This window comes from Litorilinea aerophila (assembly GCF_006569185.2).
Taxonomy (GTDB): Bacteria; Chloroflexota; Anaerolineae; order Caldilineales; family Caldilineaceae; genus Litorilinea; species Litorilinea aerophila.
In genome coordinates, this window is the sequence record NZ_VIGC02000003.1 from 30,509 (window position 1) to 46,808 (window position 16,300).

A 16,300-nucleotide genomic window follows, 5' to 3' on the forward strand; every position below is an offset into this window, starting at 1 on the left:
ATCCATCGAAAGGAACATTGCCTGCCATGAAAGTCATCCAGGTCGGCATCGGAGGCATGGGCGGTACCTGGCTGCGGGCTGTGCTGGCCTCGCCCCATGTGACCTTTGCCGCGTTGGTGGAAGTGAACGACGCCATCGCCGCCCAGCAGGTGGAGAAGTTCGGGCTCCAGGGTGTGCCGGTCTTCAAGTCCCTGGACGAAGCTTTGAAGCAGGTGGAAGCCGACGGGGTCATCAACGTAACGCCGCCCCAGTTTCACAAAGAGATCTCCCTGATCGCGCTGGAGGCCGGCCTGCCCGTGCTGTCGGAAAAGCCCCTGGCCGACACCCTGGAGTCCGCCCTGGCCATCGTGGAGAAGTCCACGAGCACGGGGGTGCTCCACATGGTGGCCCAGAACTACCGCTACCGCCGGGCCACCCAGACCCTGAAGCGGGCCCTGGCCACGGAGGATCTGGGTCCCATCGGCTCGGCCACGGTGGAGTTCTTCCGGGGGCCCCACTTTGGCGGCTTCCGGGAAGAGATGGCCTACCCCCTGATCATCGACATGTCCATCCACCACTTTGATCTCATGCGTTTCTTCCTGGAGAAGAACCCGGTGGCTGTCTACGGCAAGAGCTGGAACCCGCCGTGGAGCTGGTTCAAGGGGGATGCCTCCGCCGCTGTCACTTTGGAGTTTGCCGACAACGTGGTCATCTCCTACACCGGCTCCTGGTGCTCCCAGGCCCGGGAGATCAGCTGGAACGCCAACTGGCGCTTCGAGTGCGCCCGCGGGGTGGTGGTCATGGAGGATGATCAGGTCTACATCCAGCGTACGGGCCAGGAGCCGATTCAGGTGGAGCCGGTGGCCATGCCCCTGGAAGGCCAGGACTACCTGCTCCAGGAGTTCTACCAGGCTGTCACCCAGGGCACCACGCCGGCCACCACCTGCCAGGACAACATCAAGTCCCTGTCCATCGTCTTCGACGTGGTCCGCTCCTTCGAGACGGGCCAGGTCGTCCAGAGTTCTGCGTGACGGGCAATACCGATCGCCGAATCAAGCGGCACAGTAGGTCACGTTGTCATGCGTGACCGCGTGTCCGGTAGGGAAACCGGACCTACGGAATCATGGGCGCCACTCCCTCCGCCAATGGGCAACCATCGTGAAGTGCTGAAACCGTTACCATCGCACTGTTACTAGACATAGGAGGAAAATCATGCCACGACCTGTGACCTTATTCACCGGACAGTGGGCCGATCTGCCCCTGGAGACCCTGGCCCAGAAGGTCAGTGAGTGGGGGTTTGACGGCCTGGAGCTGGCCTGCTGGGGCGACCATTTTGAGGTGGACAAGGCCCTGGAAAAGGACAGCTACGTGCGGGAAAAGCGGGATCTGTTGGAGAAGTACAACCTGAAGTGCTTCGCCATCAGCAACCACCTGGTGGGCCAGTGTGTCTGCGACCCCATCGACAACCGGCACAAGGCCATCCTGCCGCCCCGCCTCTGGGGGGACGGCGATCCCGAGGGCGTGCGCCAGCGGGCTGCCGAGGAGATGAAAAACACGGCCAAAGCTGCCAAGTTGTTTGGCGTGGACGTGGTCAATGGCTTTACCGGCAGCAGCGTCTGGGCCAAGCTCTACTTCTTCCCGCCCACCAGCCAGGCGGACATCGACGCCGGCTACCAGGACTTCGCCGACCGCTGGATTCCCATCCTGGACACCTTCCAGGAGCAGGGAGTCAAGTTCGGCCTGGAAGTTCACCCCACCGAGATCGCCTACGACATCATCACCTTCGAGCGGGCCCTGAAGGCCGTCAACAACCACCCGGCCTTCGGCATCAACTTCGACCCCAGCCACCTGATCCACCAGTTCATCGACCCGGTGGAGCTGATCAACGCCTTCCCGGATCGGATCTTCCACGTCCACGTGAAGGACTCCCGGGTGCAGCTCACCGGCCGCAACAGCATCCTCTCCTCCCACCTGGACTTCGGCGACCATCGCCGGGGCTGGGACTTTGTCTCGCCCGGCCATGGCGACGTTCGCTGGGATCCCATCATCCGGGCGCTGAACCGGATCGGCTACCAGGGTCCCCTCTCCATCGAGTGGGAGGACAGCGGCATGGACCGGGAGTTCGGCGCGCAGGAGGCGCTGCAGGTGGTGCGCAAGGCCGACTTTGCCCCGTCGGCCGTGGCCTTTGACGCCGCCTTCGCCAAGGAATAGCCCCACGGGTCGTAGGGGTGTCGCTGGAATCAGAAAACAACAGATACTCTCAAACAAGGAGATGATCCCATGGCAGAAGGATCCGGTTTCACCTCCATGGCAGCCGGCCGCACCGAGGGGCAGGCCCCTGAGATCGGTGTTGGCATGCTGGGCTACGCCTTCATGGGCAAGGCCCACAGCAACGCCATGCGCAAGATTCCGTACATGATGTACCCGCCGCCGGCCATCCCCAAGCTGGTGGGCATCTGCGGCCGCAACGAGGAAGCCGTGGCCGAGGCGGCCAAGCGCTTCGGCTACGCCCACTACTACACCGACTGGCGGGAGATGCTGGCCAACGACGAGATCCAGCTCTTCGACAATGGCGGCCCCAACGACGCCCACGCCGAGCCCTGCATCCAGGCCGCCCAGGCAGGCAAGCATATCCTCTGTGAAAAGCCCCTGGCCCGCACGGCCGAGGAGGCCAAGACCATGCTGGACGCGGTCCAGAAGGCCGGCATCAAGCATATGGTGGCCTTCAACTACCGTTTCGTCCCCGCCATCCGCCAGATCCGGATGCTGGTGGACAGCGGCCTGCTGGGCCAGATCTACCACTTTCGGGCCGTCTACCTGCAGGAATGGGTCATGCCCCACTACAACCTGCCCATGATCTGGCGCCTCCAGAAGAAGGTGGCCGGCAGCGGCGCGCTGGGCGACCTGGGCGCCCACATCATCGACCTGGGCCGCTATCTGGTAGGGGAAATCAGCTCGGTGAGCGCCATGACCAAGACCTTCATCAAGGAACGGCCCTGGCCCGACGGCACCATGGGCACGGTGGATGTGGACGACGCCTTCGCCGCAGTGGTGGAGTTCGAAAACGGTGCCCTGGGAACCCTGGAGGCGACCCGCTTTGCCGCCGGCCGCAAGAACAGCCAGGTGATCGAGATCAACGCCGAGAAGGCCAGCATCCGCTTCAACCTGGAGCGGCTGAATGAGCTGGAGGTCTTCTGGGTGGGCGAAGAGCCCAAGGAAACCCAGGGCTTCCACAACGTGCTGGTCTCAGAGCCCTACCATCCCTGGTGGGAGAACTGGTGGCCCCAGGGGCACATCATCGGCTGGGAGCACACCTTCGTCCACGAGATCACCCACCTGTTGGACTGCATCGTCAACGACAAGCCTGTCGCGCCCATCGGCGCGGACTTTGAGGACGGCTACCGGGCCGCGGTGGTCTGCGACGCCATCCTGGAGTCGGCCGAGAACAAGCGCCAGGTGGACTGCAAGTACTGAGGTTCAGGTTTCCAGACCGAAATGCAGGGGGGCGGCAGTTCATCTGCGAACTGCCGCCCCTTCACCTGCCTGGGTCCTGAGGACAGCGGTCGGCTGGGAGCCACCTCTACAGGTCTGGCACCATTGTGCGGCCGGAGACCGCACCTACGGCAAGGGCCGCCTGTGCGTTTGGATACAACGGGACGTAGGGCGGGCCTCTGGCCCGCCAGCGGTGGCCGGATCGCTGGGGTGCCAGCGTTTGTCGGGGCCTGGGGACAACGGGCGAGCACGGGGGGCCCCCCTACCACACTATGCCTTCCCGCTCCGGGCTGCCTGGATGGCGTTCTCCACCACCCGCAGCCGGTCGAAGTTGGGCAATTTCAGGTAATGGGCCGCCGCCTGGAGCATGGCTTCCTGGGGGATGAGACCGATGAGTTCGCTGCGGTCGACGGCGGTGCCATGTTCGGCGGCCAGGCGGCTCACCGCATCCATCACCACGTGGAGGGGCGTCCGGGTGTAATCCACCAGGTTCATGCTCACCTGGGCCTGGCCGTCCACCAGCAGGCCCATGGCCTTCACCGCGGGGAAGCCGCCGCTGCTCTCCCGGATGGCCCGGGCAATGGCCTTGGCCACCTTCACATCGTCGGTCTGCAGGTAGAAGTTGTAGGCAATGAGGAACGGCCGTGCCCCCACGATGACCGCCCCGGCCGGGCCCACCTGGGCCGGGCCAAAGTCCGGCTGCCGTTCGGGCAGGTGAATCTCCTCCACCAGCTTTTCAAATTCGCCCCGGCGCACATCGGCCAGGTTGCGCCGTTCCGGGCGGGTGGCGGCCGCTTCGTATAGGTAGACGGGCAGGTGTAGCTCCTCGCCGATGCGCCGGCCCAGGTCCCTGGCCAGCGCCACACAGCCCGCCAGGTCGATGTTCTGGATGGGGATGAGGGGAACCACGTCGGTGGCCCCCAGGCGCGGGTGGGCACCCCGATGCTGGAACATGTCGATCAGGGACGCCGCCCGTTCCACCGCCCGGTACAGCCCCTCCACCACCGCGTCCGGCGGCCCGGCGATGGTGACCACTGTGCGGTTGTGATCGCTGTCGCTGCTCCAGTCCAGCAGCAGGACGCCCGGCACCTGGATCGCCTGGAGGATGGACTGGACCACCTCTGGACGGCGGCCTTCGGAGAAGTTGGGGACAGCTTCGATGAGTACATCTTCTGCCCCGCGATTGAGGTCTTCTCGGTCGTGTTGGACGTTCACAGTTCTTCCTTTCTCCCTGGATTGACTTGCGATTTTTGCGAGACACCGCCACCACGTCGCAGGCATAGCTCCGAGCTGCATATGCGTCGTCGCCCCTGCATCCGTCCGGGGCTGGCGACATGGGGCGGGCCCCCGTGCCCGCCCCTACGGGAACCGGCGCACCTTCCGGTCCTGGCGACACCGAACATGGGGCCGGATGAACCGGCCGATCTGGCAAGATATGGTATCATAGCAGCCATGAAACCGGCGATAGAGACCTGCTACTCCGTGTACAAACCCGACGATGCCCGTTGGGATCGCTTTATGTCCAGCCATCCCGCCGCCCACTTCCTGCAGAGCAGCCGGTGGCGCTGCCTGAAGAGCCGCTTTGGCTGGTGGGGTGCGTGTGTGGCGGTGGGCGATCCAGATGGTACCCTGCGGGCCGGGGCCTCCGTGCTGTTCCGGCGGATGGCCGGCCTGACTCTGGCCTATGTGCCCCGGGGGCCCGTGACCGATTGGACCGACCCGGCCCTCACCGCCGCCCTCCTGGCTGCGCTGGAAACATGCTGCCGCCAACACCGGGCCGCTGTGCTCAAGATCGAGCCGGGCCTGGTGGATACACCTGAGCACCGCGCCCTGCTGGCGGGCCAGGGCTTCCAGCCCAGTCAGCACACGGTCCAGCCCCGCAGTACCATCGTCCTGGACATCCAGGGCGAGGAGGAGGCCATCCTCCAACGGATGAAGAGCAAGTGGCGCTATAACATTCGCCTCGCCGCCCGCAAAGGGGTGACGGTCCGGGAGGCCACCCGGGCGGACCTGCCCCACATCCACGCCCTGATGGCCGAGACCGGCGAGCGGGACGGCTTTGGCGTGCATGCACCTGAGTACTACACGGCTGCCTTTGACCTCTTCGTGCCCGAGTCCGGCGTCTTCCTTCTGGCCGAATACCAGGGAGAGCCCCTGGCCGCCATTGTGGTATTGTTGAGCGGCGACACCGCCTACTACGTGTGGGGGGCCAGCAGTAACCGGGAGCGCAACCGCATGCCCAACCACGCGCTCCAGTGGGCTGCCATCCGGTGGGCGCGGCAGCGGGGCGCCCGCCGTTACGACCTGTGGGGCATCCCCGATGAGCTGGGCCAGGTGGCCTATGGGCTGGATGGGGGGCGCGGCCAGCCTGTCCCTGCCGAACAGTTGCCCGTGGATCTGGAACAGTTGCCCGGTGAAGGGCTGTGGGGCGTCTACCGCTTCAAGCAGGGGTTCGGGGGCCACGTGGTCCGCTGGGTTGGCGCCTGGGACCGGCCCTTGCAGCCCGTGGGGGCCCGGCTCTACCAGGCGGGTGTGGCCCTCCAGGGGGCACGCCTGGCCGTAGCCCGGAAGGGAATCCGCCAGGAAGGCATGGCGCTGCTCCGTCGCCACATGCCGCGTAGCCCAGGGCTCTCTACACGGGTGGTGCCGGTGACCGACCCGGTGCGCTGGCGCTGGGTGCTGGCCAACTTGCCGGATCCCCACGTGCTCCAGAGCTGGGAGTGGGGAGAGGTCAAACGCCAGACCGGCTGGAACGCCGGTCGTTTTGTGTTGACGGGGGAAGGGGATCGTCCCCAGGGCGCCTTCCAGTTTCTCTGGCGCCAGCCGCTGCCCTTTCTCCCCCTGCGCATCGGCTATGTGCCCAAGGGGCCCCTGCTGGACTGGGAGGAGCCGGGTTTGGTCGACATCCTGTTGGGCCAGGTGGAGGCGGTGGCTCGCCAGCATCGATGCCTGCTGGTGAAGATCGATCCCGACGTGCGGGAGGACAGGCCCGCCGGCCAGCAGCTGATCCGGACCCTGCGCCGGCGGGGGTGGCGCTTCAGCCAGGAGCAGATCCAGTTCAAGAACACGGCCTATACGGACCTCCGGCCGGATGAGGCAGAACTGCTGGCCCAGATGAAGAGCAAGTGGCGCTACAACATTCGGCTGGCCGAGCGCCGGGGCATCGAAATTCGCCAGGGCGGGGCGGCGGATTTGCCCGCTTTCTATGCCCTCTATGCCGAGACGGCCCGGCGGGATGGGTTTCTGGTGCGGCCCTACGCTTACTACGAGACGGCCTGGCTGACCTTTTTGCAGGCCCAGGCCGATGCCCAGAACCCGGCCGGAGGTGTGTTGCTGCTGGCCGAACACCCAGAAGAAACAGAGCCCCTGGCCGGCGTCTTTCTCATGCGGTACGGCGAGCGATGCTGGTACTTCTACGGCGCCAGCAGCAGCCGCCGGCGGCGGGATATGCCCAACTATCTCCTCCAGTGGGAGGCCATGCGCTGGGCCCGGCAAGAGGGATGCACCTGGTACGATTGGTGGGGGGCGCCCACCTGCCTGGACGATCCCGACGATGCTATGCAGGGGGTCTGGTATTTCAAGCAGGGATTTGGCGCCGAATTCCAGCCCCATGTGGGCGCCTGGGACTACGCCGTGCAGCCGTGGCTCTACCGGCTCTACGTCCAGGGCATGCCCTGGCTGCTGGCTCTGATGCGCTGGCGGGGCCGCCAGACGACCTGAGCCCGGGGCCGGTCAGTGGGTTCGGTGGCCGTTGGCCGCCTTGCGCAGGGCCTCGATCAGGTCCGGGAGCCGAACGGGCTTGCCCACGTGGTCGTCCATCCCCGCTTGCAGACAGGCCTCCCGGTCGCTGGTCAGGACGCTGGCGGTCATGGCGATGATGTAGGGCTGGCGCTCGCCGGGCAGGCGGGTCCGGATCTGCCGGGTGGCTTCCAGACCGTCCACCTCGGGCATGTGGACATCCATGAGGATGACATCGTACGACTTCCTGGAGAGGGCCGCCAGCACCTCGGCACCGTTGGCGGCCACGTCGGCCCGATAGCCCATCCGGCGCAGGAGCTGAAGGGCCACCTTCTGGTTCACCAGGTTGTCCTCGGCCAGCAGGATGTTGAGGGGGTGTTGGTTGGCCAGGGTCGCCGGCAGACTCTGCGCCGGAGATGTGGCTGAGGATGTGGCCGGACGCTTCGCCGGCTGACTCTCCCGGACGGCGCACAGGGCCTGGAAGAGCGGGGCTGCCTTGATGGGTTTGGTCAGCACCGTCTCGTGCCCGTCCGGGGCATTTTCTCCCTGGTTCCCTGCCTGGCCCACGGCGGAGTATCGGATTATGGTTATCCCCTGGGGTGAAGTTTCCTGTTGTAATCTCTCGCTCAATTCCAGGCTGTTGATGCCAGGTAGCTGCCCGTCCAGCAGGGCCACGTCGTAGCCCTGGGGCGCCTCCCGAAGCTGTTGTAGGGCCAGCTCGCCATCGGCACAGGCATCCACCCGGCACCCCCAGCTCTGCAAGAGACGTTGTAAGATAGCCCGTTGGGTGGCATTGTCTTCCACCACTAACACCCCCAGGCTGGCCAGCCGTTCCCGGGCCTGATGGGGCTGAATGGCCGTGACAGGGGCTTCGTCTGCTTGGGCGGCAGCCGTGTCCTGGGCCAGGTGGGGCGACTTGATGAGGAAGTGGAAGACCGTGCCCACCCCCTCCTGGCTTTCCACCCACATGCGCCCGCCCATGAGCTCGGCCAGGCGCTGGCTGATGGTCAGGCCCAGGCCTGTGCCGCCGTAGCGGCGGGTGGTGGAAGCATCCACCTGGGAGAAGGATTTGAAGAGGCGCTTGAGGCGATCCCGGGGGATGCCGATGCCCGTGTCCCGCACCGAAAAGTGGAGGATATGGCCCTCGCCGCTATCGACGGCGTTCACCGTGACCACGATCTCTCCCTGGTCGGTGAATTTAAAGGCGTTGCTGATCAGGTTCAACAGAATCTGTCGCAGCCGGTTGGGATCGCCCACCACCGTCTCCGGCACGCCGGCCTCCAGCTCATAGCAGAGGTCCAGGCCTTTGCGGGCCACCTGGGGTGCAAACAGGTCCAGGACATCCTCTACACAGCCCCGGAGGGAAAAGGGAATCCGCTCCAGTTCCAGATGGCCAGCCTCGATCTTGGAGAAGTCCAGGATGTCGTTGATGACGGCCAGCAGGGCTTCCCCGCTGGAGCGAATAATCTCCAGGAAGTCCCGCTGTTCCGGGGACAACCGGGTATCCAGCAGCAGAGTGGTCAGGCCGATGACTGCGTTCATGGGTGTGCGGATCTCATGGCTCATGTTGGCCAGGAAAGCCGTCTTGGCCCGGGCAGATTCCTCGGCAGCCTCCTTGGCCTGCTGGAGCAACTGCTGGGCCGCCCGGCTTTCGGTGATGTCTCGCAGCACCAGCAGGGAACCGGTGGACGTCTGCTCCTTTTGCAAGGGCGTGACCCGTACATCATACCAGCGGGTTCCGGGGCCTTGACCCATGGCCAGCTGGCCGGTGGTGTCATCCTGGATGGGGTAGCCTTCGAAGAAGGGGACGCGGTCGATGGGGCGACCCAACAGACTGTGGAGGCTGGTCTGGAGGATCTGTTCGGCGGCGGGGTTCATGTCCACGATCCGGCGCCGGGCATCCAGCACAATCACGCCGTCGGTCATGCTGCGGAAGACCGTCTCCCGGGCCACGGGCGTGATGTCCAGGATGCGGTAGCGGAAGAGGCCCCAGGCCACCAACAGGATGCTGGCGCTGAAGGTGTACGGACCCGGGTCGCCCGTCCGGGCCAGGATGCCCACCTGGTTCAGGTAGAGGATGTCCCCGATCCAGGGGATGAACATGGCGATGAGGAAGAGAAGGCTCTGGCGCCGGTAGTAAAAACCATCCCCCCGCCGGATATTGTCGATCAGGATCAGGCCGCTGATGGCCACCAACAGGTAGCAGTAGCCGAGGTAGGCCAGCAAGGCAGGTCCGTACTGGAAGTCCAGGATGGTGAGTTCCCCCTCTCGAAAGAGGACATATCCCCTGGCGACCAGGCCGTGATGGGGGTTGGTCCACAGGAGGAAGATCATCACCAGGGTCGGCACCGCCAATGCGCCGTAGGCCCACCGGGGCAGGCGATGGTCGAAGCCGGAGAACTGGAGCACAAAGACGAACCAGAGGATGGCCACCCCGGTAAACGAGAGTACGGTCAGCCCGTGCCAGGCCGCCTTGACCGCCAACTCGTGGGAGTAGGCCTGGACGATATAGGCCAGAATGCCCACGGCCAGGGTGGCGGTCAGATAGGCAAAGGTGCGCGAGCCGATGACGGCGCGCTGGGGCCAGGCATAGAGGGTGAGGGTGATGGAGATAACCGCGCCCATGAGGAGCGGCAGCAACAGGAGAGAGACTTGCCCGCTCATGCAATCGGTTTCCTGTTTGCGCAATGATGGAAATGAGAACGTTGGGATAAAGTCACGTGTCGGTCAGCGTACACCTGTCATCTTTGTAAACGGCTGCTCCTTTTGCCGCCATTGTACCCCAAATCTCCGGTCCGAGGTAACGACAAATGGCGATGCCAGACTGCCACAAAAGACGGAAATGCCGGCTTCATCCGGAAGCGGAAAGCCGCGTTGTACAGGTATCTGGGGTTTGCGGGGCAGTTGCCAGCCGATGGGCCCTTGGAGTAGAATGGCAGGATAGTACACGCCTGGGAATCCCCTTGCCGTTGGATCGGTTGCCGCGATGAACGAGGAAACCCTACCCGACTCTACCCTGGATGAACTCCGCCGCCTGGCCGGGGAAGGCATGGTACTGCCCACCTGGCTGCGCAACAGCACCGAGCTGTTGACCCGGGCCTCCGATGAGTCCCTGCCCCTCCCAGCGCGGCTGACCGCGTTGGGCGCCTTTGCTCGCGCCCTGGACGAGCTGTTCGTGGTCCATCTGCCCGGCCTCACCCGGGCGGGCGCATCCGGCGGCGCGGATGACCTGCAGCTGGCTGCGGCCCTGCCGGGCCGGGTGCGCCTCTTGGTGACCCAGGCGGCCCGGCTGCTGGAGTTTTCCCTGCTGCCCGCACTCCAGCAGCATGGCTTCCGCATCCTCCCCGTCAGTCAGCTTACTCCGGCCCAGCAGGGCTGGCTTCACAGCTACTTCTCCACCCGGGTCTACCCCTTGTTGACCCCCCTGGCTGTGGATCCGGGCCACCCCTTTCCGTTCATCAGCAGCGACAGCCTGAACCTGCTGGTGCAGATGCGAAAGCCGGGTGTGAGCCCCTACGAAGGGGGAAGCCTCTTTGCCCGGGTGAAGATTCCCCGGATCACCCCCCGGCTGCTCAAGCTGCCGGCCGAACTGAACGACCCCGTGGGCTCGGGGCCTGCCGCGCAAATTTGCGTCTGGAGCGGTGACCTGGTACGCCATTTCGTGTACCAGCTCTTTCCCGGCATGCCCATCCAGCGGGTTCACTACTTCCGGCTGCTGCGGGCACAGCCGCCCAATGGCCTCGCGACCTCCCTCAACGGCTCCCCGGCCCGTCCCCGCCGCCTCTCCTTTCAGCCGGTAGTCCGGCTGGACGTGGAGGAGGAGATGGCGCCGGCCATGCTCAGCTGGCTGGTAGATCACCTCCACGTGCCCATGACCAACGTCTTCCGCTATACCCTGCCCCTGGAGCTCATGTGCCTGGGCCATTTCGCTGAGTTTGCCGCCCGTTGCCTGGCCGGCCGTCAGCCCTGAGGGATAGGGGCTGAACAGCCCCATTTCAATAAAATTTTAGGTATTTTGAATAAATTTTTCGGGGTTGACAACCTGAAAATTTATTTGTATACTAGCATACAGTTCTGCGGTAAACGTTTACCCCCAGGTTCCTAAATCCTTTCTGTCTGGCCAATTTCAGGTTTGCCTATGCCCGTCACCCTGGAGGAGATCGCGCGCGCGGCCAATGTCTCCATCGCCACCGTCTCCCGAGTCTTGAATAACAGTGACCACCCGGTGAGCGAGCGAACCCGGCAGCGCATCAAGCGGCTGGCGGCGGAGATGGGCTATCGGCCCAACTGGATGGCCCGCAGCCTGCGCACCGACCGCACCCATACCATCGGCATCATCGTAGATGACATCGTCACGCCCTTCAGCCCGCTGATTGTCCGCGGGGTGCAGGATGTGTTGACCCGTCATGAGTACCTGGGGCTGGTGGTGAACACCGACCGCAGCCAGGCCCTGGAGAAGGACGCCATCGCCACCCTGATCAGCCGGCCGGTGGATGGCTTCGTCTTTGTGGAGTCAGTCTATCGCAAGGTCACCGACGAGCTGGAGCGCTCGGGCAAGCCCTACGTCTTTGTCCACCGCCTCTTCGATTCCTCCATCCAGAATTCGGTGGTGCCGGACGACTACAACAACGCCGCCCTGGCGGTCCGCCACCTGTTGGGGCTGGGCCATCAGCGCATTGCCCACATCCGGGGGCCAGAGGGCTGGCACCCGGCGGAGCGGCGGCTGGCAGCCTACCTGGATGAAATGGCCGCAGCCGGTCTTCACCCCGATCCGGCCTACGTCCAGCTTAGCACCTGGGAGGCACCCGGTGGCTACGAGGCCTGTCGGCAGCTTCTGGCCCTGCCCGAGCGGCCCACGGCCATCTTCGCGGCCAACGACTGGATCGCTTTGGGCGCGATCTACGCCATCCAGGATGCCGGCCTGCGGGTGCCTCAGGACATTGCTGTAGTGGGCTACGACAATCAGGAGTTCACCGGACGAGTTCGTCCGCCCATCACCACGGTCAGCCTGCCCGCGTACCGGATGGGCATGCGGGCAGCGGAGATCTTGTGGGAGAAGCTTGAAGGCGCCCAGGGAGATGTGGACGAAGAAAAGGTCCCTGGCCGGCTCTACGTGCGTTCCTCCTGTGGGGGCAATCCGAACCCGCCGCGCTGGACCAGTACGTCGCCAACGGCGGATGCCTTCCCCCACGAGCGCTTCGTGCCCCGCTGCCGGGAGGATGGGTGAGAGAAAAAGGGCAGGGACCTGTCGCGATCTTGGCGGATGGGACAGGTCCCTGCGGGGAAGTGGCGCTGAAACCAGGGACGATCCCGGTCGGGGTGGATGCCCCGGCCGTGGGCCGTCTCCTGGTTCAGCCCTCCGATTGTATCACTGGACTGGCCGGCGACAAAACCTGGCCGAATAATTGGGCGGTTGCCCCTCTGGGGGCGACTGTGGTTCGTTGCCGCGGGTATGCTGCCAGTCTGGGCATCTGCTCCCTTTTTGGGGATATCCCCTCTGCCTCCTGACCGCCGTCATGGCCCTTAGGCGGTGGTCCCTGCCTGGTCGATTGTCCGGGCTGGGATGCCAAGAGGCGGCGCCGGATGCAGGGGTGGGTTGTTTTGGGTTTCTACCCGTTTACCTTTCACCACATCGGAGGATGAAGCGATGAATACCCGGAAGCTGTCTCGACGAACGTTCCTGCAGATGACCGGCCTGGCCGTAGCCGGGTCAGCTCTGGTTGCCTGTTCCCCGGCACCTGGTGCCGGCAGCCAGACGGGCGCCCAGGCGGGCGCTGCCCAGGAAGTGGTTGAAATCTCGTTCATGGGCTGGGGTAACCCGGGCGAGGATCAGGGGGTGCGCAATGCCATCGCCAAGTTTGAGGAAGAAACCCCCGGCATCAAGGTGAAGTGGCTCCACACGCCGGAGAATTACCAGGAGAAATTCCTGGCCAACGTGGCCGCCGGCACGCCGCCCGACACGGCCTTCATCGGCAGCGGCGACTTCCGCACCTACGCCCGGGACGGCCTGCTGTTGGACATCACCGACAAGCTGGAGGCAGATCCCCTCTTGGGGGCGGAAGACTACTTCATCCAGCCCCAGGAGCGGGATCGCTGCACCTACCAGGGCCGCTGGTATGGGATCGGCTCCTGCTGGGTGGCGCCCCATCTCTACGTAAACGTGGACATCTTTGAGGCGGAAGGCATCGAGCCGCCCAGCAACGACCCCGATGAGGCGTGGACCTGGGACTACTTCCTGGAGGTGGCCCGGCAGTTGACGGTGGACGCCAACGGCAACCATCCAGGCGACAGCGGCTTCGACGTGGAGAACGTGGAACGCTGGGGCGTCCACTGGCCCACCTGGTGGATCCCCCTTCACGCCGCCATCACATCCAACAAGGGCGATTGGATCGACCCGGACACCCAACTGTTGATCCTGGATCAGCCGCCGGCCATCGAAGCCATCCAGGCCATCGCTGACCTGATGCTGGTCCACCAGGTGATGCCCCAGTCCACCGTGATGGAGAGCCTGGGCATGAGCAATACCCAGATGTTGGACACGGGCAAGCTGGCCATGGCCGTGGATGGCTCCTGGGCGCTGGACTGGATGAAGGAAATCGAGTCTACCCTGGGCACGGGTGTGCTGCCCATGATGGTGGAGCCAGCCACCAATATGCAGGCCCATCTCCACAGCGCCCTGGCGGCTACGAAACACCCCGAAGAGGCCTGGCAGTGGGTTCGCTTCCTCTCCACCCCCTTCTACCAGACCCAGTTCTGCCGCACCGGTCTCTGGCTGCCCAGCCAGACGGCGCTGCTGACCGAGGAAGGGCTGAAGACCTGGATCACCGAAGGCGTACACCCGCCCGAGTACGAGAAGATCGCCACCGAATACCTGCCCCGCTTTGGCCATGTCCTTTACATGCCGCCCGGCTATCCCAAGGTGGACGCCATCATCACCCCGGCGCTGGACGCGGTCTGGGTGGGTGACATGACCGCCGAGGAGGCCCTGACCCAGGCGGTGCCAGATGCCAACGCCATCCTGAGCGAAGAGCTCTCCCGGAGCTGACCCCGTGGATCGGGGCGGACAGGGTGGCCGGATGCCGGGGCGGGCGCCAGGCCGTCCGGCTCCCCTGTCCCGTGGCCCCCTGTTCCCTGACGCCATGAGAACCCTGCGCGGGAAGGAGGACGCCGTTCCATGACTGCCATCACCCACTGGATCCATCGCCTGTCCCCCCAGACGCTGGCCGGCAGGCGCACGTTGGTGGGCTACATCTTCATTTCGCCCTTCATTTTGGGCTTCCTGCTCTGGTTCCTGCTCCCGGCCGTCACGGCCCTCTGGCTGGCGGTGAACGACTGGAACCTGATCCGACCGCCCCGCTTTGTGGGGGCGGACAATTTTCTGAAAATGGGCACGGATAGGCTCTTCTGGCAATCCCTGAAGGTGACCACCGTTTTTTCCATTATTTCCGTGCCCGTGGGGCTGGTCTTGAGTTTTCTGCTGGCCCTGCTCATGAACACCAAAGTGCGGGGGATCGCCTTCTTCCGCACCGTCTACTACCTGCCCAGCATTGTCCCTGCGGTGGCCAGCGCGGTGCTGTGGGCCTGGATCTTGAACACCGAGTTTGGCCTGCTCAACGTGCTGCTCCAGGCCCTGGGGCTGCCCAAGGTGCCCTGGCTGCAGGACCCGGAATGGGCCTTGCCTGCGCTGATCCTGATGAGCCTGTGGGGCCTGGGCGGCAGTATGATCATTTACCTGGCCGGCCTCCAGGGCATCCCCGAGACCTACTACGAGGCCGCGCGCATCGACGGCGCGGGCCGCTGGGCCCAGCTCCGCCACATCACCATTCCCCTCATGTCGCCCATCATCTTCTTCAACCTGATCATGGGGATCATCGGCTCGTTTCAGATCTTCACGGCCGGTTACCTGGTGACCAACGGTGGGCCGCAGAATGCCACCCTGTTCTACGTACTCTACCTCTACCGCAACGGCTTTGAGTACCTGGACATGGGCTATGCCGCTGCGTTGGCCTGGATTCTCTTTTTCATCATCCTGGCCCTGACCCTCTTCGTCTTCAAATATGTGGGGCGCATGGTGCATTATGAGATTTCCCCGTGAATCTCGCCCTGATGCCCTGGCAGTGGAAACAACGATCTGGCACATGGAGAATCGGCGATGACTCGAATCAGTAAAGCGTCCCCGGCATCCGCCTCTATGGCCGTGGGGCAGACCCGGCCTCGCCTGGCTCAGGCCGTGGACATCCTGGCCGATGGTGAACGTTGGTGGCGTCTGCTGGTGTGGCTAATCCTGGTGGCCGGCGCCGTGGTCATGGCGTTGCCCTTTGTCTGGCTGGTGAGCAGCTCGTTGAAGCTGGAGAACGACATCTTCGTCTTTCCGCCGGAGTGGATTCCCAATCCGGTTCGCTTCCAAAACTATGTGGACGCCCTGACCTACAAGCCCTTTGGCCGCTACATCGCCAACACCCTGCTTATCGTCCTCCTGAACGAAATCGCCATCCTGTGGTCGGCTTCCTTCTGCGCCTATGGCTTTGCCCGCCTGCGCTTCCCCGGCCGGGATTTCTGGTTTTCCCTGCTGCTGGCCACCATGATGGTGCCCTATTTCGTCCTCATGGTGCCCCAGTTCGTCATTTTTACCCGCCTGAACTGGATCGACACCTTTCTGCCCCTGACGGTGCCCTTCTTCTTCGGCGGCGGCGCCTTCAACATCTTCCTCCTGCGCCAGTTCTTCCGTTCCCTGCCGGAGGAGCTGGCCGACGCGGCCCGCATCGATGGCTGCAACGAGTTCCTGATCTACGGACGCATCATGCTGCCCCTGGCCAAGCCGGCCCTGGCCACCGTGGCCATCTTCACCTTCCTGAACGGCTGGAACGACTTCATCGGCCCCCTGCTCTACCTCAACTCGCCGGAGAAGTTCACCGTGGCCATCGGCCTGGCCACCTTCCGCAGCGTCATGCGCACCCGCTGGGACCTGCTCATGGCCGCCTCCACCGCCATGATCGTCCCGGTGGTCTTGCTCTTCTTCTTCGCCCAGCGCTATTTCATCCAGGGCATCGTCTTGACCGGGTTGAAGGGCTGATCTGCCCAACCCAGTTGG

At 64.5% G+C, this 16,300-nt stretch carries 11 protein-coding genes; 9 read left to right on the top strand and 2 right to left on the bottom strand.

Translation table 11 applies throughout. The features are described 5' to 3' along the window. Positions 1-26: 26 nt before the first annotated feature. From FKZ61_RS02685 to FKZ61_RS02695, 3 genes are all read left to right on the top strand, one after another. Positions 27-1,010: a Gfo/Idh/MocA family protein gene (locus FKZ61_RS02685; RefSeq protein WP_141608534.1), complete on the top strand. Its 984-nt coding sequence runs from the start codon at positions 27-29 to the stop codon at positions 1,008-1,010. A gap of 181 nt (positions 1,011-1,191) precedes the next feature. Then, positions 1,192-2,190 carry a sugar phosphate isomerase/epimerase family protein gene (locus tag FKZ61_RS02690; protein WP_141608535.1) on the top strand — a complete coding sequence of 333 codons (999 nt, stop codon included), beginning with the start codon at positions 1,192-1,194 and terminating at the stop codon, positions 2,188-2,190. Between the two features lie 69 nt (positions 2,191-2,259). Next, positions 2,260-3,453 carry a Gfo/Idh/MocA family protein gene (locus tag FKZ61_RS02695; RefSeq protein ID WP_141608536.1) on the top strand — a complete coding sequence of 398 codons (1,194 nt, stop codon included), beginning with the start codon at positions 2,260-2,262 and terminating at the stop codon, positions 3,451-3,453. A 288-nt stretch (positions 3,454-3,741) separates the two neighbouring features. On the opposite strand, the gene ftcD is transcribed toward FKZ61_RS02695, so the two are convergent. Continuing rightward, the gene (gene ftcD, locus FKZ61_RS02700) at positions 3,742-4,686 is read right to left on the bottom strand and encodes a glutamate formimidoyltransferase (RefSeq protein WP_229964113.1); all 945 of its coding nucleotides are present in this window, start codon (positions 4,684-4,686) and stop codon (positions 3,742-3,744) included. A gap of 237 nt (positions 4,687-4,923) precedes the next feature. Here ftcD and FKZ61_RS02705 point away from each other — a divergent pair, with 237 nt between their 5' ends. Then, entirely contained in the window at positions 4,924-7,191 is a 2,268-nt protein-coding gene (locus FKZ61_RS02705; protein ID WP_326838554.1) for a lipid II:glycine glycyltransferase FemX, read from the top strand. Between the two features lie 12 nt (positions 7,192-7,203). Here the strand turns inward: FKZ61_RS02705 and FKZ61_RS02710 are convergent, their stop codons facing one another. Then, the gene (locus tag FKZ61_RS02710) at positions 7,204-9,873 is read right to left on the bottom strand and encodes a histidine kinase N-terminal 7TM domain-containing protein (protein WP_141608539.1); all 2,670 of its coding nucleotides are present in this window, start codon (positions 9,871-9,873) and stop codon (positions 7,204-7,206) included. A gap of 322 nt (positions 9,874-10,195) precedes the next feature. On the opposite strand from FKZ61_RS02710, the gene FKZ61_RS02715 reads away from it, so the two are divergent. The 5 genes from FKZ61_RS02715 (at position 10,196) to FKZ61_RS02735 (ending at position 16,282) form a co-directional block, all read left to right on the top strand. Next, on the top strand, positions 10,196-11,179 hold the full coding sequence (locus FKZ61_RS02715; protein ID WP_141608540.1) for a polyphosphate kinase: 984 nt from the start codon (positions 10,196-10,198) through the stop codon (positions 11,177-11,179). 168 nt (positions 11,180-11,347) lie between these two features. Further along, positions 11,348-12,436: a LacI family DNA-binding transcriptional regulator gene (locus FKZ61_RS02720; RefSeq protein WP_141608541.1), complete on the top strand. Its 1,089-nt coding sequence runs from the start codon at positions 11,348-11,350 to the stop codon at positions 12,434-12,436. 420 nt (positions 12,437-12,856) lie between these two features. After that, entirely contained in the window at positions 12,857-14,254 is a 1,398-nt protein-coding gene (locus tag FKZ61_RS02725) for an extracellular solute-binding protein (RefSeq protein ID WP_170199151.1), read from the top strand. A gap of 129 nt (positions 14,255-14,383) precedes the next feature. Then, positions 14,384-15,304 (top strand): carbohydrate ABC transporter permease, encoded by a 921-nt coding sequence (locus FKZ61_RS02730; RefSeq protein ID WP_170199153.1) that lies wholly within the window; start codon positions 14,384-14,386, stop codon positions 15,302-15,304. 57 nt (positions 15,305-15,361) lie between these two features. Continuing rightward, positions 15,362-16,282: a carbohydrate ABC transporter permease gene (locus tag FKZ61_RS02735; RefSeq protein WP_229964114.1), complete on the top strand. Its 921-nt coding sequence runs from the start codon at positions 15,362-15,364 to the stop codon at positions 16,280-16,282. The last annotated feature ends 18 nt before the right edge of the window (positions 16,283-16,300 follow it).

Coding starts and splice junctions, on each gene's coding strand:
- FKZ61_RS02685 (WP_141608534.1), top strand. CDS start 27: ATGAAAGTCATCCAGGTCGGCATCGGAGGCATGGGCGGTACCTGGCTG.
- FKZ61_RS02735 (WP_229964114.1), top strand. CDS start 15,362: ATGACTCGAATCAGTAAAGCGTCCCCGGCATCCGCCTCTATGGCCGTG.
- FKZ61_RS02715 (WP_141608540.1), top strand. CDS start 10,196: ATGAACGAGGAAACCCTACCCGACTCTACCCTGGATGAACTCCGCCGC.
- FKZ61_RS02705 (WP_326838554.1), top strand. CDS start 4,924: ATGAAACCGGCGATAGAGACCTGCTACTCCGTGTACAAACCCGACGAT.
- FKZ61_RS02690 (WP_141608535.1), top strand. CDS start 1,192: ATGCCACGACCTGTGACCTTATTCACCGGACAGTGGGCCGATCTGCCC.
- FKZ61_RS02725 (WP_170199151.1), top strand. CDS start 12,857: ATGAATACCCGGAAGCTGTCTCGACGAACGTTCCTGCAGATGACCGGC.
- FKZ61_RS02720 (WP_141608541.1), top strand. CDS start 11,348: ATGCCCGTCACCCTGGAGGAGATCGCGCGCGCGGCCAATGTCTCCATC.
- FKZ61_RS02710 (WP_141608539.1), bottom strand. CDS start 9,873: ATGAGCGGGCAAGTCTCTCTCCTGTTGCTGCCGCTCCTCATGGGCGCG.
- FKZ61_RS02695 (WP_141608536.1), top strand. CDS start 2,260: ATGGCAGAAGGATCCGGTTTCACCTCCATGGCAGCCGGCCGCACCGAG.
- FKZ61_RS02730 (WP_170199153.1), top strand. CDS start 14,384: ATGACTGCCATCACCCACTGGATCCATCGCCTGTCCCCCCAGACGCTG.